This is a genomic window from Lacticaseibacillus brantae DSM 23927 (assembly GCF_001436115.1).
Classification (GTDB): domain Bacteria; phylum Bacillota; class Bacilli; order Lactobacillales; family Lactobacillaceae; genus Lacticaseibacillus; species Lacticaseibacillus brantae.
The window spans coordinates 345,626-359,059 of sequence record NZ_AYZQ01000001.1 but is presented as its reverse complement, the minus strand read 5'-3'; the positions used below and the strand labels follow the sequence as shown (position 1 = coordinate 359,059).

Annotated in this window: 10 protein-coding genes; 1 reads left to right on the top strand and 9 read right to left on the bottom strand. The window is 47.5% G+C overall.

Annotated elements, in window-relative coordinates:
- Window positions 1-212 precede the first annotated feature (212 nt).
- From FC34_RS01740 to parE, 8 genes are all read right to left on the bottom strand, one after another.
- Window positions 213-842 carry a GyrI-like domain-containing protein gene (locus FC34_RS01740; protein ID WP_057893661.1) on the bottom strand — a complete coding sequence of 210 codons (630 nt, stop codon included), beginning with the start codon at window positions 840-842 and terminating at the stop codon, window positions 213-215.
- Between the two features lie 2 nt (window positions 843-844).
- On the bottom strand, window positions 845-1,600 hold the full coding sequence (locus tag FC34_RS01735) for a phosphotransferase (protein WP_057893660.1): 756 nt from the start codon (window positions 1,598-1,600) through the stop codon (window positions 845-847).
- Between the two features lie 71 nt (window positions 1,601-1,671).
- Window positions 1,672-2,604 carry a manganese-dependent inorganic pyrophosphatase gene (locus FC34_RS01730; protein ID WP_057893659.1) on the bottom strand — a complete coding sequence of 311 codons (933 nt, stop codon included), beginning with the start codon at window positions 2,602-2,604 and terminating at the stop codon, window positions 1,672-1,674.
- Between the two features lie 30 nt (window positions 2,605-2,634).
- Window positions 2,635-3,597 carry a LysR family transcriptional regulator gene (locus FC34_RS01725; protein WP_057893658.1) on the bottom strand — a complete coding sequence of 321 codons (963 nt, stop codon included), beginning with the start codon at window positions 3,595-3,597 and terminating at the stop codon, window positions 2,635-2,637.
- A 95-nt stretch (window positions 3,598-3,692) separates the two neighbouring features.
- On the bottom strand, window positions 3,693-4,514 hold the full coding sequence (gene pflA / locus FC34_RS01720) for a pyruvate formate-lyase-activating protein (protein WP_057893657.1): 822 nt from the start codon (window positions 4,512-4,514) through the stop codon (window positions 3,693-3,695).
- Between the two features lie 96 nt (window positions 4,515-4,610).
- Complete coding sequence (pflB, locus tag FC34_RS01715) at window positions 4,611-6,866, bottom strand: formate C-acetyltransferase (protein ID WP_057893656.1); 2,256 nt, start codon at window positions 6,864-6,866, stop codon at window positions 4,611-4,613.
- 302 nt (window positions 6,867-7,168) lie between these two features.
- Window positions 7,169-9,622, bottom strand: a complete 2,454-nt coding sequence (parC, locus tag FC34_RS01710; RefSeq protein WP_057893655.1) for a DNA topoisomerase IV subunit A — start codon at window positions 9,620-9,622, stop codon at window positions 7,169-7,171.
- 5 nt (window positions 9,623-9,627) lie between these two features.
- Window positions 9,628-11,643, bottom strand: a complete 2,016-nt coding sequence (gene parE / locus FC34_RS01705; protein ID WP_057893654.1) for a DNA topoisomerase IV subunit B — start codon at window positions 11,641-11,643, stop codon at window positions 9,628-9,630.
- A 207-nt stretch (window positions 11,644-11,850) separates the two neighbouring features.
- Between parE and plsY the strand changes: the two genes are divergently transcribed.
- The gene (gene plsY, locus FC34_RS01700; protein WP_057893653.1) at window positions 11,851-12,471 is read left to right on the top strand and encodes a glycerol-3-phosphate 1-O-acyltransferase PlsY; all 621 of its coding nucleotides are present in this window, start codon (window positions 11,851-11,853) and stop codon (window positions 12,469-12,471) included.
- 74 nt (window positions 12,472-12,545) lie between these two features.
- On the opposite strand, the gene FC34_RS01695 is transcribed toward plsY, so the two are convergent.
- Complete coding sequence (locus tag FC34_RS01695; protein WP_057893652.1) at window positions 12,546-13,424, bottom strand: aldose 1-epimerase family protein; 879 nt, start codon at window positions 13,422-13,424, stop codon at window positions 12,546-12,548.
- Window positions 13,425-13,434 lie beyond the last annotated feature (10 nt).

The following is a 13,434-nucleotide window of genomic DNA, read 5'->3' as shown; positions in this document are numbered from 1 at the left end:
AAAACTTACTGGCGATTCAAACCAGTAAGGTTTTTTTTGATTGAGGCAAAGCATCGCTAATGATCGACAAAGGTTAGCCAGGCAGCCATAGGGTGCAAGCGCTGCTTAACGACCTATTTTCTAGTTTACATAATATATATTATTAGAAGTAACGTAAATCGGAATCTTATTCAAAGGATGCCCAAAAATCGGCTCATCCACGCACATCGTCATTAAAGCCGTTTAACTGGATGCCGTAAGATTGTTTTCATTTTCTCAGCGGCTGTCTTGCGTGGATCACTCAAATAAATCTCATGGTGATACCGCTCGGTAAAATCTACTTGCAATTCGTGGTCAGCAATAAACGCGGCCATAGTCGTCACGGTGTCTGGTTCAGTCGCATATGGGCCAAGATGCATGGCTTGGACCACCAAACCTTCATCATAGGTCAACCATTGAATTGCTGACGTATCCAGCGCCTTTTTCTCAGCCGCGTTCTGTTTGGCCCAATCCAGCATCGCCAAATTCACAAACTTTGGTAAGCGAATCATCGACCACCACTGAAATGTGGCTTTTGATGTTAAATCGACGCCGTGTTTGCCAGTTTGCCACCACAAGCCTTCAAGTGGTGGCACCACGTATGGCTCAAATCCTGGCAAATCAACCCCAGCTTTTTGGCTCATCCGCAGCGTGTAAGCTACAGCATAAAGCTTCTGTACGGCGGTTTGATAGGCACCGTTGTTAGCATTGGGGTCACCCATACCGCGAATTGCCATGAAATTCATGGCCGGAATTTCGATTAGTTCGGGCGTTGTTTTAGGCTGGTAAAACTGTTTTTCTAGCTTTTTAACGTCAATTGTCATCTTTAGTCCTCGCTTTGTTGAATATAATCGTTCACATCGTGTAACATGCGTTGCCCAACGGCCAAAAACTCTGGGTCAGGCACTTTGTGAACATAGGCCAAAATGCCCAAGGCCGTTCCGTACACGCAATAATACCAGCTTAGCTGTGGCATCATCGAAATCTTCCCATAGCCATCAGTAAAAGCTTGGATTAAATCGGCGTCCGAGTGAAAATCTTGATAAAACAACTTAATCCAATCCTGTTGTACCCAGCCGAGCTGCGCCCGTTCATAATCAATTAACGTTAACTGGCCATGTAAAAAGACATAATTCCGCCGGCCCACATCGCCATGTCGGACAACTAATGGCATTGCTGCCAATTGAGCAGTTATCTCGGCTTGCCGATCCGCAAACCAAGTCCCAATCTCAGCCCCAGCCGAAAAATCTTGCCGGTTGCTCGGTTGTACAGGGGTTTTAATTCCGTCAAACACTCGGCCCATCGCAAACGCCAGCTCGGAGGTCATTTCGCCAATGGCACTAAATGGCAAATCTTGCCGCACCAACAGTAACGTTTGCTCATCTGCGTCCAACAACCAATCGGTTAACTGTGCTGTCATGGACGTTTCGGCGCGCCATTTTGCCTGCGATGCGAAGACTTTAACAAAAATCGACTGCTCAAAATGGTCACTCGGGCCCACAAATGCCCGATTCAGCGACTGATGAGGGATTGCTATCAATTGAGCGGCAAACCGGTGATTTAAATCTGTATTCGTCAACATCCAGCCGCCCCTACCCTCTCTTCCCTACAAAAAACGTCCCTCGGCGCAAAGCGTCAGGGACGAAAATTGGATTAAGCTTCAAAAGCAGCAGTCAATTGTGGGACCACTTGCTTCTTACGGGAAACAACGCCAGGTAGGTTCAAACGTTGATTGCCGTCAAACTTCTGATTAAAAGCCGCTTCGAGTTTGTCTTGATCGCTACCAACGGCAAAACCGACTGAATTACTGTTCAGAATATCAGTGGCAACTAACAGGAATAAATCGTAACCATCAGCCTTCGCTTCATCGGTCATTGCCTGGGTCAATTCAGCTTGGCGGGCATAGATTTCATCAAGATCAACCGTGTTGACTTGACCGATCCGCACTGACTTGCCGGCCATCTCAAAGCTCTTTGCATCACCGTCAATGAGCTCTTTGTCTGTTTTTGCGGCCAAGTTGGTCCCGGCTTTGAGCATGTTCAAGCCAAAGGCCTCCAGGTCAATGTCAGCAATTTGCTTGAGTTCAGCAAAGATTTCGCGATCGCGATCTGTTGTCGTCGGTGATTTAAGTAATAAGGTGTCAGAAATAAGCCCAGAAGCCATCATCCCAGCCAGTGTTGGCGTGATTTCAAAGCCCCGTTCCTTGAACATGTTGAACAAGACGGAGTTTGTACTGCCGATTGGTTCAGCCCGGTAGAACAAAGGCGCAGCCGTCGTGAAATTGGCAATCCGATGGTGATCAACCACTGCCGCAATCGTGACATCTTTAATGTCAGCGACACTTTGTTGGAATTCATTGTGATCCACTAACATCACAGTATCGGTTTCATTGGCAACCGTGTTGACCACGCGTGGGGTGTCCAATTTTAAGGCATCAAGCGCGAACTTAGTTTCATCGTTTAATTCACCCAAAGCGACCGCTTCAACGTCGGTATTTCCGAGTTGGCGTTGGTATTCTGCGAAAGTCATTGCGGAAATTACTGCATCTGTATCAGGATTTTGGTGCCCAAAGATTAACGTCGTCATTATCTTACTCCCCTTGTCATCTAGTTACCTTCATAGTTTAACACGGTTTTCGGCCACTCGCGATAGGTAATCTTTCTCACTGAAATATTGGTCGAAAGCTTCAAAAAAGGCCGCAATCCGCGGAATCGAAGTCTTTTCTTTCCGGTAAACGAAGGACAAGTCAAAGTTAATGTTTGGTTCAAAGGCAACTGCATAGGCATCAAACTGTTCTTGATGGGCTTGGTAGAAGCTCGTTGGTAAGGCAGTATTGGCCCCTGTCGCGTTGGCAAACTGCATCAACTGTACTGGGGTTGTGAACTGAGCGACCGGCGCTGGCAGATCAACCAATTGATTCTTGAAGGCCTCACGCAGCCGGTGACTCAAGAAATAATCTTCCGGATAAGTGACCCAGGCACCCTCCAACGCGTCTTGATAATGAACTCGCTTGCGGTTTGCGAGATGTTCATTGTGGTGGATAAACAACAATTGCTCATCGATAATTTTCCGGCTACTGTATGGCTTCCAGTTTTTAATCGTGTCATCTGGCAGATACATAATCGCTAAGTCAATCTGGCTGTTCTCCAACCGTTCCCAAATTTCGTGACGGTTCATCATCCGGAATGAAATCTTAACTTCTGGATGTAATTTATAGTAGTGCGCAATAAACGCCGTCAATGCAGAGTCTTCGACCGAGGACAAGAAACCGATCTGAATCTCACCATTGGTCGCACTAGTGGTTTGCTGGATCTCATCAGAGGCTTGATTCAAGACTTCGTAAATTTGTTGCGTGGCCGACAGCATCGTATTCCCAGCGTCAGATAAATGCAGCTTCTTACCGACTGAATAAAAGAGCGGTGCGCCGACTGTCCGTTCAAGTTTTTTAATTTGTTGAGTTAAAGCTGGTTGGGTAATGCCCAGCAACTGGGCTGCTTGCGTATAATTCATTGTTTCAGCAAGTTGTAGAAAGTAAGAAAGAGTTTTGGAGGAGAAAATATTTTCTTGCTTCGTTTTCATAGATAAGCCGCTCCTTAGGGTATTTACTTCACTATAAGATAACAATAAAGAAAGAGCAACTCATATGAGTTGCTCTTTCTTATTGTTTACTTAAGTTATTGCTGAGGCCGCCAAGTCAAATAGCCTGTATAGTCCTGAACATGCAACAAGGCTTCAGCATTTGCCACCCGATCTGGCGTCGGTGGTTCAATGCCTTCTAAGGGGTATTTGATCCCGAGTTCATGGTATTTGTTGAACCCCATCGTATGATACGGCAGGATTTCCACTTTTTGCACATGGCTGAGCGTTTTGATGTAAGCCCCTAATTTGGTTAAGTCCTCATCAAAGTCAGTTCGGGTCGGAATGAGCACGTGGCGAATCCACATATCATCCCCGTGTGTGCTCATATATTGAATCATGTCCAGAATGTTCTCGTTGCCAAACCCCGTTAACTTGCGATGCTTGGCCGAATCAATTTGCTTAATATCAACCAACGAAATATCTGTCACCGCCATTAGTTGTTCAAACTTACTAAACCAAGGCTCATCCCGAGTAAAGGGACCGCCTGATGTGTCCAAGCAGGTGGTAATGCCCTGGGCTTTAGCTTTGGTAAACAAATCGATAATGAAATCAATCTGAATCAACGATTCGCCACCAGAACAAGTGATGCCGCCAGTGTCGCCCCAAAATGCTTTGTACCGTAAAGCGTCTGCTAAAATCTCGTCAGCGGTCATTTCCTCGCCCACACCAATGTTCCAGGTGTCCGGGTTATGACAGTACTCACACCGCATCCGACAGCCCTGCAAGAAGGCAATATAGCGAATACCAGGACCATCAACCGAGCCAAAGCTTTCGATGGAGTGGATATAGCCCACGACCGGCTCGTGCGCCGCGTTGGGAATCGTTGGTGAATCACTCACCGTATCGAATAAACGCATGTTGAAAGTCCTCCTTTGCATCGTCTGCCAAAAAGAGACCACTGGCGAAGGTGGTGTCCTTTTGGCAAACTGGGAATTATTCCCAGTCTGCAATGACTACATTTGATCGAAGAAAGTCCGTGCAATCACGTCATCTTGTTGTTCTTTGGTTAAATCAGCGAAGTAGACACAATAACCTGAAACCCGCACAGTCAACGTTGGATATTCTTCTGGATGGGCCTGGGCATCAATCAAGGTCTCTTTGTTGAAGACATTGATGTTTAGGTGCATCCCGCTATTTTCCATATAGCCGTCAACCATGTGGACCAGCGTATCTTTACGGGTAGCATCATCGTGGCCTAAGGTGTTTGGTGTCACGCCGAAAGTATTACTGATTCCATCGGTTGCATAGTGGTAAGGAATCTTAGCGGTGGACATTAAGGATGCCAACGCGCCGTTCTTTTCTGCACCATAGGCGGGGTTTGCGCCAGGTGAAAATGGTTCGCCGGCTTTACGGCCATTTGGTGTGGTCCCCGTGTTCTTCCCATAAACCACATTTGAAGTAATGGTCAGCACACTGGTCGACAACTTCGCGCCTCGATACAAGTGATGGGTATTCATCTTCTCATAGAAGGTCTTCACCAACCACTTGGCAATGTCATCGGCGCGATCGTCATTGTTCCCATAGCGAGGAAAATCTTGATCGGTGATGAAGTCAACGGCGATCCCATCGTCATCACGAATCACTTTAACGTGGCCATACTTGATGGCAGAAATGGAATCAACCGCATGGGACAACCCTGAAATCCCGGTCGCAAAAGTCCGATCCAAGCGGGTATTCTTTAAGGCTAATTGTGCTGCTTCGTAATAATACTTGTCATGCATGTAATGAATCACATTCAAGGCGTTCACATAAGTATCCGCCAACCAGTCTAACATCTTATCGTACTTATGCATGAAGTCTTTGTAGTCGATATATTCAGCCGTGATCGGTGCCAATTCTGGACCAACTTGGGCGTGGCCGAGTTCATCGACCCCACCATTAATGGCATAGAGGACTGTCTTAGCTAAGTTTGCTCGGGCACCAAAGTACTGCACCCCGTCGGCAATGGGCTGCGCTGACACACAGCAGGCAATTCCATAGTAATCGCTGCCCCATTCGGTACGCATTAAGTCGTCATTCTCGTACTGAATGGTGGAACTTTGAATTGAAACCTCAGTTGCATAGCGCTTAAAGCCCTCTGGGAGCCGTTCTGACCACAGCAAAGTGATATTAGGCTCCGGCGCCGCCCCCATATTCTCGAGGGTCTTCAAGAAACGAAATGCGGTCTTGGTGACGTGATGCCGCCCGTCATTACCCATGCCGACTAATGAAAGTGTGGCCCAGATTGGGTCGCCAGAGAACAGCGCGTTATAGTCTTCAGTCCGAATGAAGCGAACCATCCGCAATTTCATGACAAAATGATCAATCATTTCTTGGGCGTCTTCTTCTGTAATCCGGCCCAACTTCATATCGCGGGCGATATAGGCATCAATCACTGTGTCAATCCGGCCTACGGACATCGCAGCCCCGTTTTGGGTTTTGATCGCTGCTAAGTAGCCAAAGTAAATCCATTGGATGGCTTCTTGCGCGTCGGCAGCGGGCCGAGAGATGTCAAAGCCATAGCTCGCAGCCATTTTCTTCATGTCGTTTAAAGCCCGGTATTGATCGGAGATTTCTTCCCGCATCCGAATGACATCTTCAGTCATTTCACCGTCGCCGGTCATTTCAAAATCATGCGCTTTATCAGCCATTAAGCGATCAATCCCATAAATCGCAATCCGTGGGAAGTCAGACACAATCCGGCCCCGGGCATAAGCATCTGGTAAACCAGTGACGATTTTATAATGGCGCGCCTTACGCATAGCAGGCGTGTACGCATCAAACACCCCTTGGTTATGGGTCTTACGATAGTCGTTAAAAATCTTATGTGAGTCATCATCAGTCTCAAAACCGTATGCCTTTAAGGCATCTTCAGCCATGCGGATGCCGCCAAATGGCATGAATGCGCGCTTGAAAGGTTTGTCTGTTTGCAGGCCGACAATTTTTTCGAGGTCCTTATTCAAATAGCCAGGGCCATGCGAGGTAATCGTTGAGACGACACTATTATCAGCATCCAGGACCCCACCGTTTTCGCGTTCCTGTTTCTTCAAGTTTAAGACTTGGTTGTTCAGCAAGTTAGTCGCTTCAGTTGGTCCGGCCATAAAGCTTTCGTCGCCGTCATATTGGGTCAGGTTCTGTTGAATGAAATCGCGCACGTTAATTTCTGATTGCCAACTGCCGCTCTTGAAGCCCTGCCAGTAGTCGGTGATGGTCTGTTCTACTTCTTGCATGCTGTAATGCCTCCCCGTTTCGGTTTAATGTGCGTGAAAGGTTGCTGGCCCTCTAGATGGCGTCGAACTTTGGTGGCGAGGGATGATGCTACCTTTTCACATTTCCTACAAAGAAAGTATATCATATCACAAAGTCCTTGCAAGCCTTTTCTTTACCTTTAAATAGGCATTGTTATGTATTTTTAATCACCGTCATCTGAGCTTAATCTCGAATTTGTTCACTTGATAACATTTAAATTGCCTGCAATCTTATTGACCATCAAAAAAGCACGGGTCCGTCTGGACTCGTGCTCATCACAGTGCTAATTATTCTCGTTATCCGTTAGCGGCTGGATCACGGGTAACATCAAGACGGGTACGCCTTGAGTTTCAGTATCAATCACAAAAGAGCCATTAGAATAGCGATCCCCACTCGGGTGTTCAGCTGGGTTCAATGTGATGCTGGTGTCTTGATCAGTTAAGACGGCCAACGACTGATTAGGCTGAATCAATGCCATTGCAACAATTCGATGCGGATCACGCTTCAATTCGCGCAGCACCATCAATCCTCGCCGAGCCCGTGTCATTGTGCCCAGTTCACTCACTGCCATCTGTTTAAAGGCCCCACGTTGGGTCAAAATCGCAATTTTGGCAGCGAGCGTATCGGCCACGAGGACAAAATTAACGACAAAGTCTTCCGGCTTCAGATCCATTAACTTAACCCCAGTGGTCCGTGCACCGACGACTGAAACTTCGTTCAAAGCAAAAGCCAAACCATAAGCCTGGTTTGAGACTGCCACGACATTAGTATTAGCGTCACTAGCGACAAAATAAGCATTGGTGACATTCGCATCATCTTGTTTCAGCTTCATTGCTACCATCGGTTTGCTCTTGTAATTGCGTTGCGGTTGCAAATCAGCAAGCGCTGTTTGCTTGATATAGCCGTCACTCGAGCCAAACACGAAGCGGCCATCCCCATCGAGTTGGTCAAAGTCAAAGGCCGCAATCACTTTCTCATCGGCGGCTAACCCAACTGTCTGACTCAGATGTTCACCACTGTCTTTCCATCGCTCATCGCTAATTTCGTACACCGGCCGATAGATTAAGTGACCCTTGTTCGTCGCAATATAAAGGTGCGTCAACGTGCTGAGTTCTTCGCTAAAGACAACGAAGTCATTTTCCTTCAGCCCATTGTCTTCAGGCGCGACCGCCTGGAAACTGCGCAAAGAACTGCGCTTGACGTAGCCATCGCGAGAAACCAAGACCATCACTTGTTCATCAGTCACAGTGACTGTCGTTTCAACTTCGAGGACCTCAATCTGGTCTTCAATCACACTTAAACGCGGCGTGCCGTAGGTCTTAGCAATCGCCTTTAATTCTGTCTCGATCTCTTTATCAAGCGTCTTACTATCAGCCAAAATTTGCTCATAAGTGGCAATCTTCTTGGCCAGTTCAGCCGCCTCTTTTTCCAAAGCGGTAATATCAGTATTCGTCAACCGATACAACTGCAAGGAAACGATGGCTTCGGCCTGAGCTTCAGAGAATTCAAAATCAGCCACCAAATTATGCTTGGCATCCGACTTATCGAGACTGTGGCGAATCGTAGCAATCACTTGATCCAGGATCGACAGCATCTTAATCAAGCCTTCAACGATGTGCTGACGGGCTTGGGCCTTATCCAGGTCAAACTGGGTGCGCCGGGTCACAACATCCCGCCGGTGAGCTAAATACGCCTCCAGCATCGGTTTAATCCCTAATTGCTTAGGTTGCATGTCGGCAATGGCCACCATGTTGAAGTTATAAGCAATTTGTAAATCCGTGTTTTTGAACAAGTAGGTCAAAATACCTTCCGCATTGGCCTGCTTTTTCAGCTCGATGACAACCGATAAGCCGAAACGGTCTGACTCGTCTCGAACTTCCGCAATGCCATCGACCTTCTTATTGACGCGTAGTTCATCAATCTTCTTCACTAAATTAGCTTTATTCACTTCATATGGCAATTCACTCACCACAATCTGCTGCTTGCCACCCCGTAAATCTTCGATGTGGGTTTTTGCCCGCACCATGATTTTGCCGCGGCCGGTGGCATAGGCATCCTTAATCCCCGATAAGCCTTGAATAATCCCACCAGTCGGAAAATCTGGCCCCTTGATGAATTGCATCAACACAGCTAAGTCAGCTTCAGGATGCTTGATGAGATACAGCAGCGCATCAATTACTTCTTGTAGATTATGAGGGGGAATTTCAGTCGCATAACCGGCAGAAATCCCAGTAGCGCCATTCACCAGTAAATTAGGGAAGGCGGCTGGCAATACAGTTGGTTCCTGAGCGGTGTCATCAAAGTTCAACACCATATCAACGGTCTCTTTGTCGATGTCTTGCAATAATTCGGCAGCAATTTTGCTGAGCCGCGCTTCGGTATACCGCATCGCTGCTGGCGGATCGCCGTCCATTGACCCGTTGTTACCGTGCATCTCAACTAATGGCGCTCGCAGTTTCCACGACTGTGACAATCGCACCATCGCCTCATAGATTGAACTATCCCCATGGGGATGATAATTCCCCATAACGTTACCAACCGATTTAGCGGACTTTCGGAATCCCTTATCGTACGTGTTGCCGTCTTGATTCATCGCAAAAAGAATGCGGCGTTGCACCGGTTTTAAGCCATCCCGAACGTCTGGCAGGGCCCGTTCTTGAATAATGTATTTAGAATAGCGACCAAACCGATCGCCCATAACTTCCTCTAAGGTCAGTTCTTGAATTTGATTTGCCAATTCGATTACTTCCCTTTCTTCTTGTCCAATTGCTTAACAATCTGTTGTGCACCGAATTGTTGATGTGTGTGATCTGGCGTGGCGGTTTCAAGAATACTGCCGTCATCATCCAAATCGAACTTCACATTCTTCTCAATCCAATTTCGCCGCGGTTCAACTCGGTCCCCCATTAGGGTTGTGACCCGGCGTTCAGCGAGCGCCGCATCATCAATCCGCACGCGAATCAAGGTCCGAGTTTCTGGATTCATGGTAGTCTCCCACAGCTGGTCGGCATTCATTTCCCCTAACCCTTTGAATCGAGTCAAGGTGTAACCCTTCCCCATTGTTTGGGTTTCTTTGGCTAGCTCATCATCGGTCCAGGCATAGGCAATCTTTGTCTTCGCCCCGGCGCCTTTTTGCAGGCGATATAGCGGTGGTAAGGCAATAAAGACCTTACCCGCATCAATCAATGGACGCATATAGCGATAGAAGAACGTTAACAATAGAATTTGAATGTGGGCCCCGTCGGTATCCGCATCAGTCATAATGATGATCTTGTCGTAATTGGCCGCATCCAAATCAAAATCAGTCCCGACACCAGCACCAATCGTATAAATCATGGTGTTGATTTCTTCGTTTTTCATGATGTCTTGCAGTTTAGCTTTCTGGGTGTTCAGAACTTTCCCCCGTAATGGCAGGATCGCTTGGAACTTCCGATCGCGGCCCTGTTTAGCTGACCCACCAGCAGAATCCCCTTCGACCAAGTACAACTCATTCTTCTGCGCATTCTTGGACTGGGCTGGGGTTAATTTACCGGATAATAGGCCATCGCTCTTCTTCTTGCGTTTGCCCGTTCGGCTATCTTCCCGCGCTTTACGTGCTGCTTCGCGCGCCTCTCTGGCCTTCACAGCCTTGCGCACCAAGGCCTGAGCAGCATCCCCGTTTTCCATCAGGTAGAAATTGAGCTGTTCGTAAACCACGGCATCAACCACTGCCCGAGCCTGAGGCGTGCCCAACTTACCCTTGGTCTGACCTTCAAACTGCAGAAGTTCTTCGGGCACACGAATTGACAAGACTGCGCTCAGGCCTTCCCGCACGTCGGTCCCTTCCAAATTCTTATCCCGTTCTTTGAGCAGCCCCACCTTGCGGGCAAATTCATTGAAACTGCGGGTCAAGGCTGTCCGCAGGCCTGCTTCATGAGTTCCGCCATCGCCAGTTCGGACGTTGTTAACAAACGAGATAATGTTCTCTGAGTAACCGTCGTTATACTGACCCGCAAAATCGACAATAATGCCATCCTTTTGGCCTTCAAAATTCATCACAGGTGACAAGGTATCCTTGTCTTCATTCAAATAGCTCACAAAACTGACTAAACCGTCAGGATAATGATAAACTTCGGCTTTGTCGGTGCGTTCGTCGGTTAAGGTAATCGTAATATCTTTGAGCAGAAAAGCCGATTCCCGTAACCGTTCAGCTAATGTATCGAAACTATAGGTTGTGGTTTGAAAGATGGTTGGGTCGGGCTTAAAGGTGATGGTCGTTCCATTTGGTTCTTTAACTTTACCCACCTTCACCAGCGACCCATCGGGATGACCACCATTGACGAAATGTTCTTCAAAGGCTTCACCGTCCCGGACGACCCGAACAGTCAGGCTTTCGGATAGGGCGTTCACAACACTCGCCCCCACACCGTGCAGGCCCCCAGAAGTTTTATAGCTGTTCTGAGAGAATTTCCCACCAGCATGGAGCACCGTTAAAATGACTTCAATTGTGGGCTTACCAGACGCATGCATCCCAGTTGGCATTCCCCGACCATGATCACTCACCGTAATCGAGTCGTCGGCGTGGATGGTCACCGCAATGGTATCGCCAAAGCCAGCCAGGGCTTCATCGACGGCGTTGTCGACAATTTCGTAAACTAAATGGTGAAGGCCACGGCCATCGGTCGACCCAATGTACATCCCGGGCCGCTTCCGCACCGCTTCAAGACCTTCAAGGACCTGAATTGATGAATCAGTGTATGTTTCCTTTGGCTTGCTCATAACTAACTCCTTCTTAGTACAACTATTCAATACTCTACACTAAACTGGATTCAGCTTTCAATTTTAATTTTTGAAAGCAGCTTATTCACGATAGAACATGCGTTCGCAAAAAGCAAGTCCGGCATAATTTGACCCTGCAAAAATCCTTGGCTATCTACAAAAGCCACGGGTTTCATGCTACAATGATTCAGCGAAAGGAGTGGGGCAATGAAACTGCTGATATGCTTCCTACTTGCTTATTTAATTGGTTCGATTCCTAGTGGCGTCTGGATTGGCCAGCTCTTCTACCATCAAGATATTCGCCAACATGGCAGCCACAATATTGGTACGACTAATGCTTACCGAGTGTTAGGCCCGGTTGGCGGTACCGTTGTCTTGGTCATGGATATTTTAAAAGGGACATTAGGGGCAAGCTTACCATACTTGGCCGGATTCACCGAACACTGGTTGATTCTTGTCGTTGGCTTGGCGGCTGTTCTGGGCCATACTTTCTCGATCTTTATCGGGTTTAAAGGAGGTAAAGCTGTTGCGACCAGCGCCGGGATTTTACTCGCGTATAATCCACCCTTCTTTGTGATTGCCTGTGCGATTTTCTTTAGCCTTGTCTGCTTAACCTCCATGGTTAGTATTGCCAGTACGGTCGGTATGGGGATTATTACGGCTTGGTCATTGGTTTATCATGACTGGTTACTGTCGACGGTCGCATTTGTCTTATGGATTGTCTTTCTCATCCGCCACCGCGACAATTTCAAACGCATTAAAGCTGGAACTGAAAACATGGTCCCCTTTGGCTTAGGCAAATATTTACGCGATCGTAAAAAGGCTTAAGCCATTGGCTCACCACAAACAAAGAGAGACCACATTGCCGCTAGACAGTGTCGTCTCTCTTTTTATGCCTCGAACTAGAAGGTTTGGATAGTATAGCCAGTTTCGAAATCAGCCTGCGGGGCCAATTGATTAATTCCCAGTTTAGTGGTCAAATCCCCACTGGCGTCAATCGTGTCCGCGATTCCCCACCAAGGTTCAATGCAGACAAAATTCCCGGTGGTTGGGTACGGACTCCAGACGCCCAAATAAGGCGCGTCGGCAACCGTCAAAGCGACCCCATGCTTACTGTGGTCAGATTGGAGCTTGAAGGTCGTCTTCCCGTTTAGCTCATAAATCACCGCGTCATTCTTAAAGAAGTCACGACTGAGGCTCTGATTAACATCCGTTGCGGCCAATGTCCGGTGAGTGTAATCAATCCCAGCTGCGACATCCAATGGAATCTGGACCCGAGATTTCTTAGGATCGAAACTCATATAGTAACCGTCAAAGTTGGTTTCATCTGTCAGTGGGATATTAAACCCAGGATGGGCCCCAATCGAGAAGAACAATGGCGCCTTCGTGTCTGGATTCGTCACGGCATAATTCACGCGAATCATATTGTTGTCTAGGACATATTTAATCACAAGCTTGAAAGCAAACGGGAACATCGCCCGCGTCTGCGCATCATCCGTCAATTCAAACGTGGCACTGGTTTTAGTGCTTTCAACCACAGTAAAGTCCCGATCACGGGCAAACCCATGTTGACTCATGTGATAGGTTTGGCCTTCGTATTGGTAGCTGTCATCATGCAGTTTACCAACAATCGGAAACAAAACAGGCGCATGCCGCTTCCAAATCGCAGGATCAGCCTGCCACAGATACTCAATCTGTGAATGCACCCCGAGAACGCTCGTCAGTTCAGCGCCATGTGGATCGATTGTGACGGTTAAAAAATCATTTTCAAGTGTGACCATGTCAAAAATC

Excerpts from the sequence above, each read along its gene's own strand:
- FC34_RS01735 (WP_057893660.1), bottom strand. The coding sequence starts at position 1,600 with ATGTTGACGAATACAGATTTAAATCACCGGTTTGCCGCTCAATTGATA.
- pflA (WP_057893657.1), bottom strand. The coding sequence starts at position 4,514 with ATGCGTTTATTCGATACGGTGAGTGATTCACCAACGATTCCCAACGCG.
- FC34_RS01695 (WP_057893652.1), bottom strand. The coding sequence starts at position 13,424 with ATGGTCACACTTGAAAATGATTTTTTAACCGTCACAATCGATCCACAT.
- plsY (WP_057893653.1), top strand. The coding sequence starts at position 11,851 with ATGAAACTGCTGATATGCTTCCTACTTGCTTATTTAATTGGTTCGATT.
- pflB (WP_057893656.1), bottom strand. The coding sequence starts at position 6,866 with ATGCAAGAAGTAGAACAGACCATCACCGACTACTGGCAGGGCTTCAAG.
- FC34_RS01725 (WP_057893658.1), bottom strand. The coding sequence starts at position 3,597 with ATGAAAACGAAGCAAGAAAATATTTTCTCCTCCAAAACTCTTTCTTAC.
- FC34_RS01730 (WP_057893659.1), bottom strand. The coding sequence starts at position 2,604 with ATGACGACGTTAATCTTTGGGCACCAAAATCCTGATACAGATGCAGTA.
- FC34_RS01740 (WP_057893661.1), bottom strand. The coding sequence starts at position 842 with ATGACAATTGACGTTAAAAAGCTAGAAAAACAGTTTTACCAGCCTAAA.
- parE (WP_057893654.1), bottom strand. The coding sequence starts at position 11,643 with ATGAGCAAGCCAAAGGAAACATACACTGATTCATCAATTCAGGTCCTT.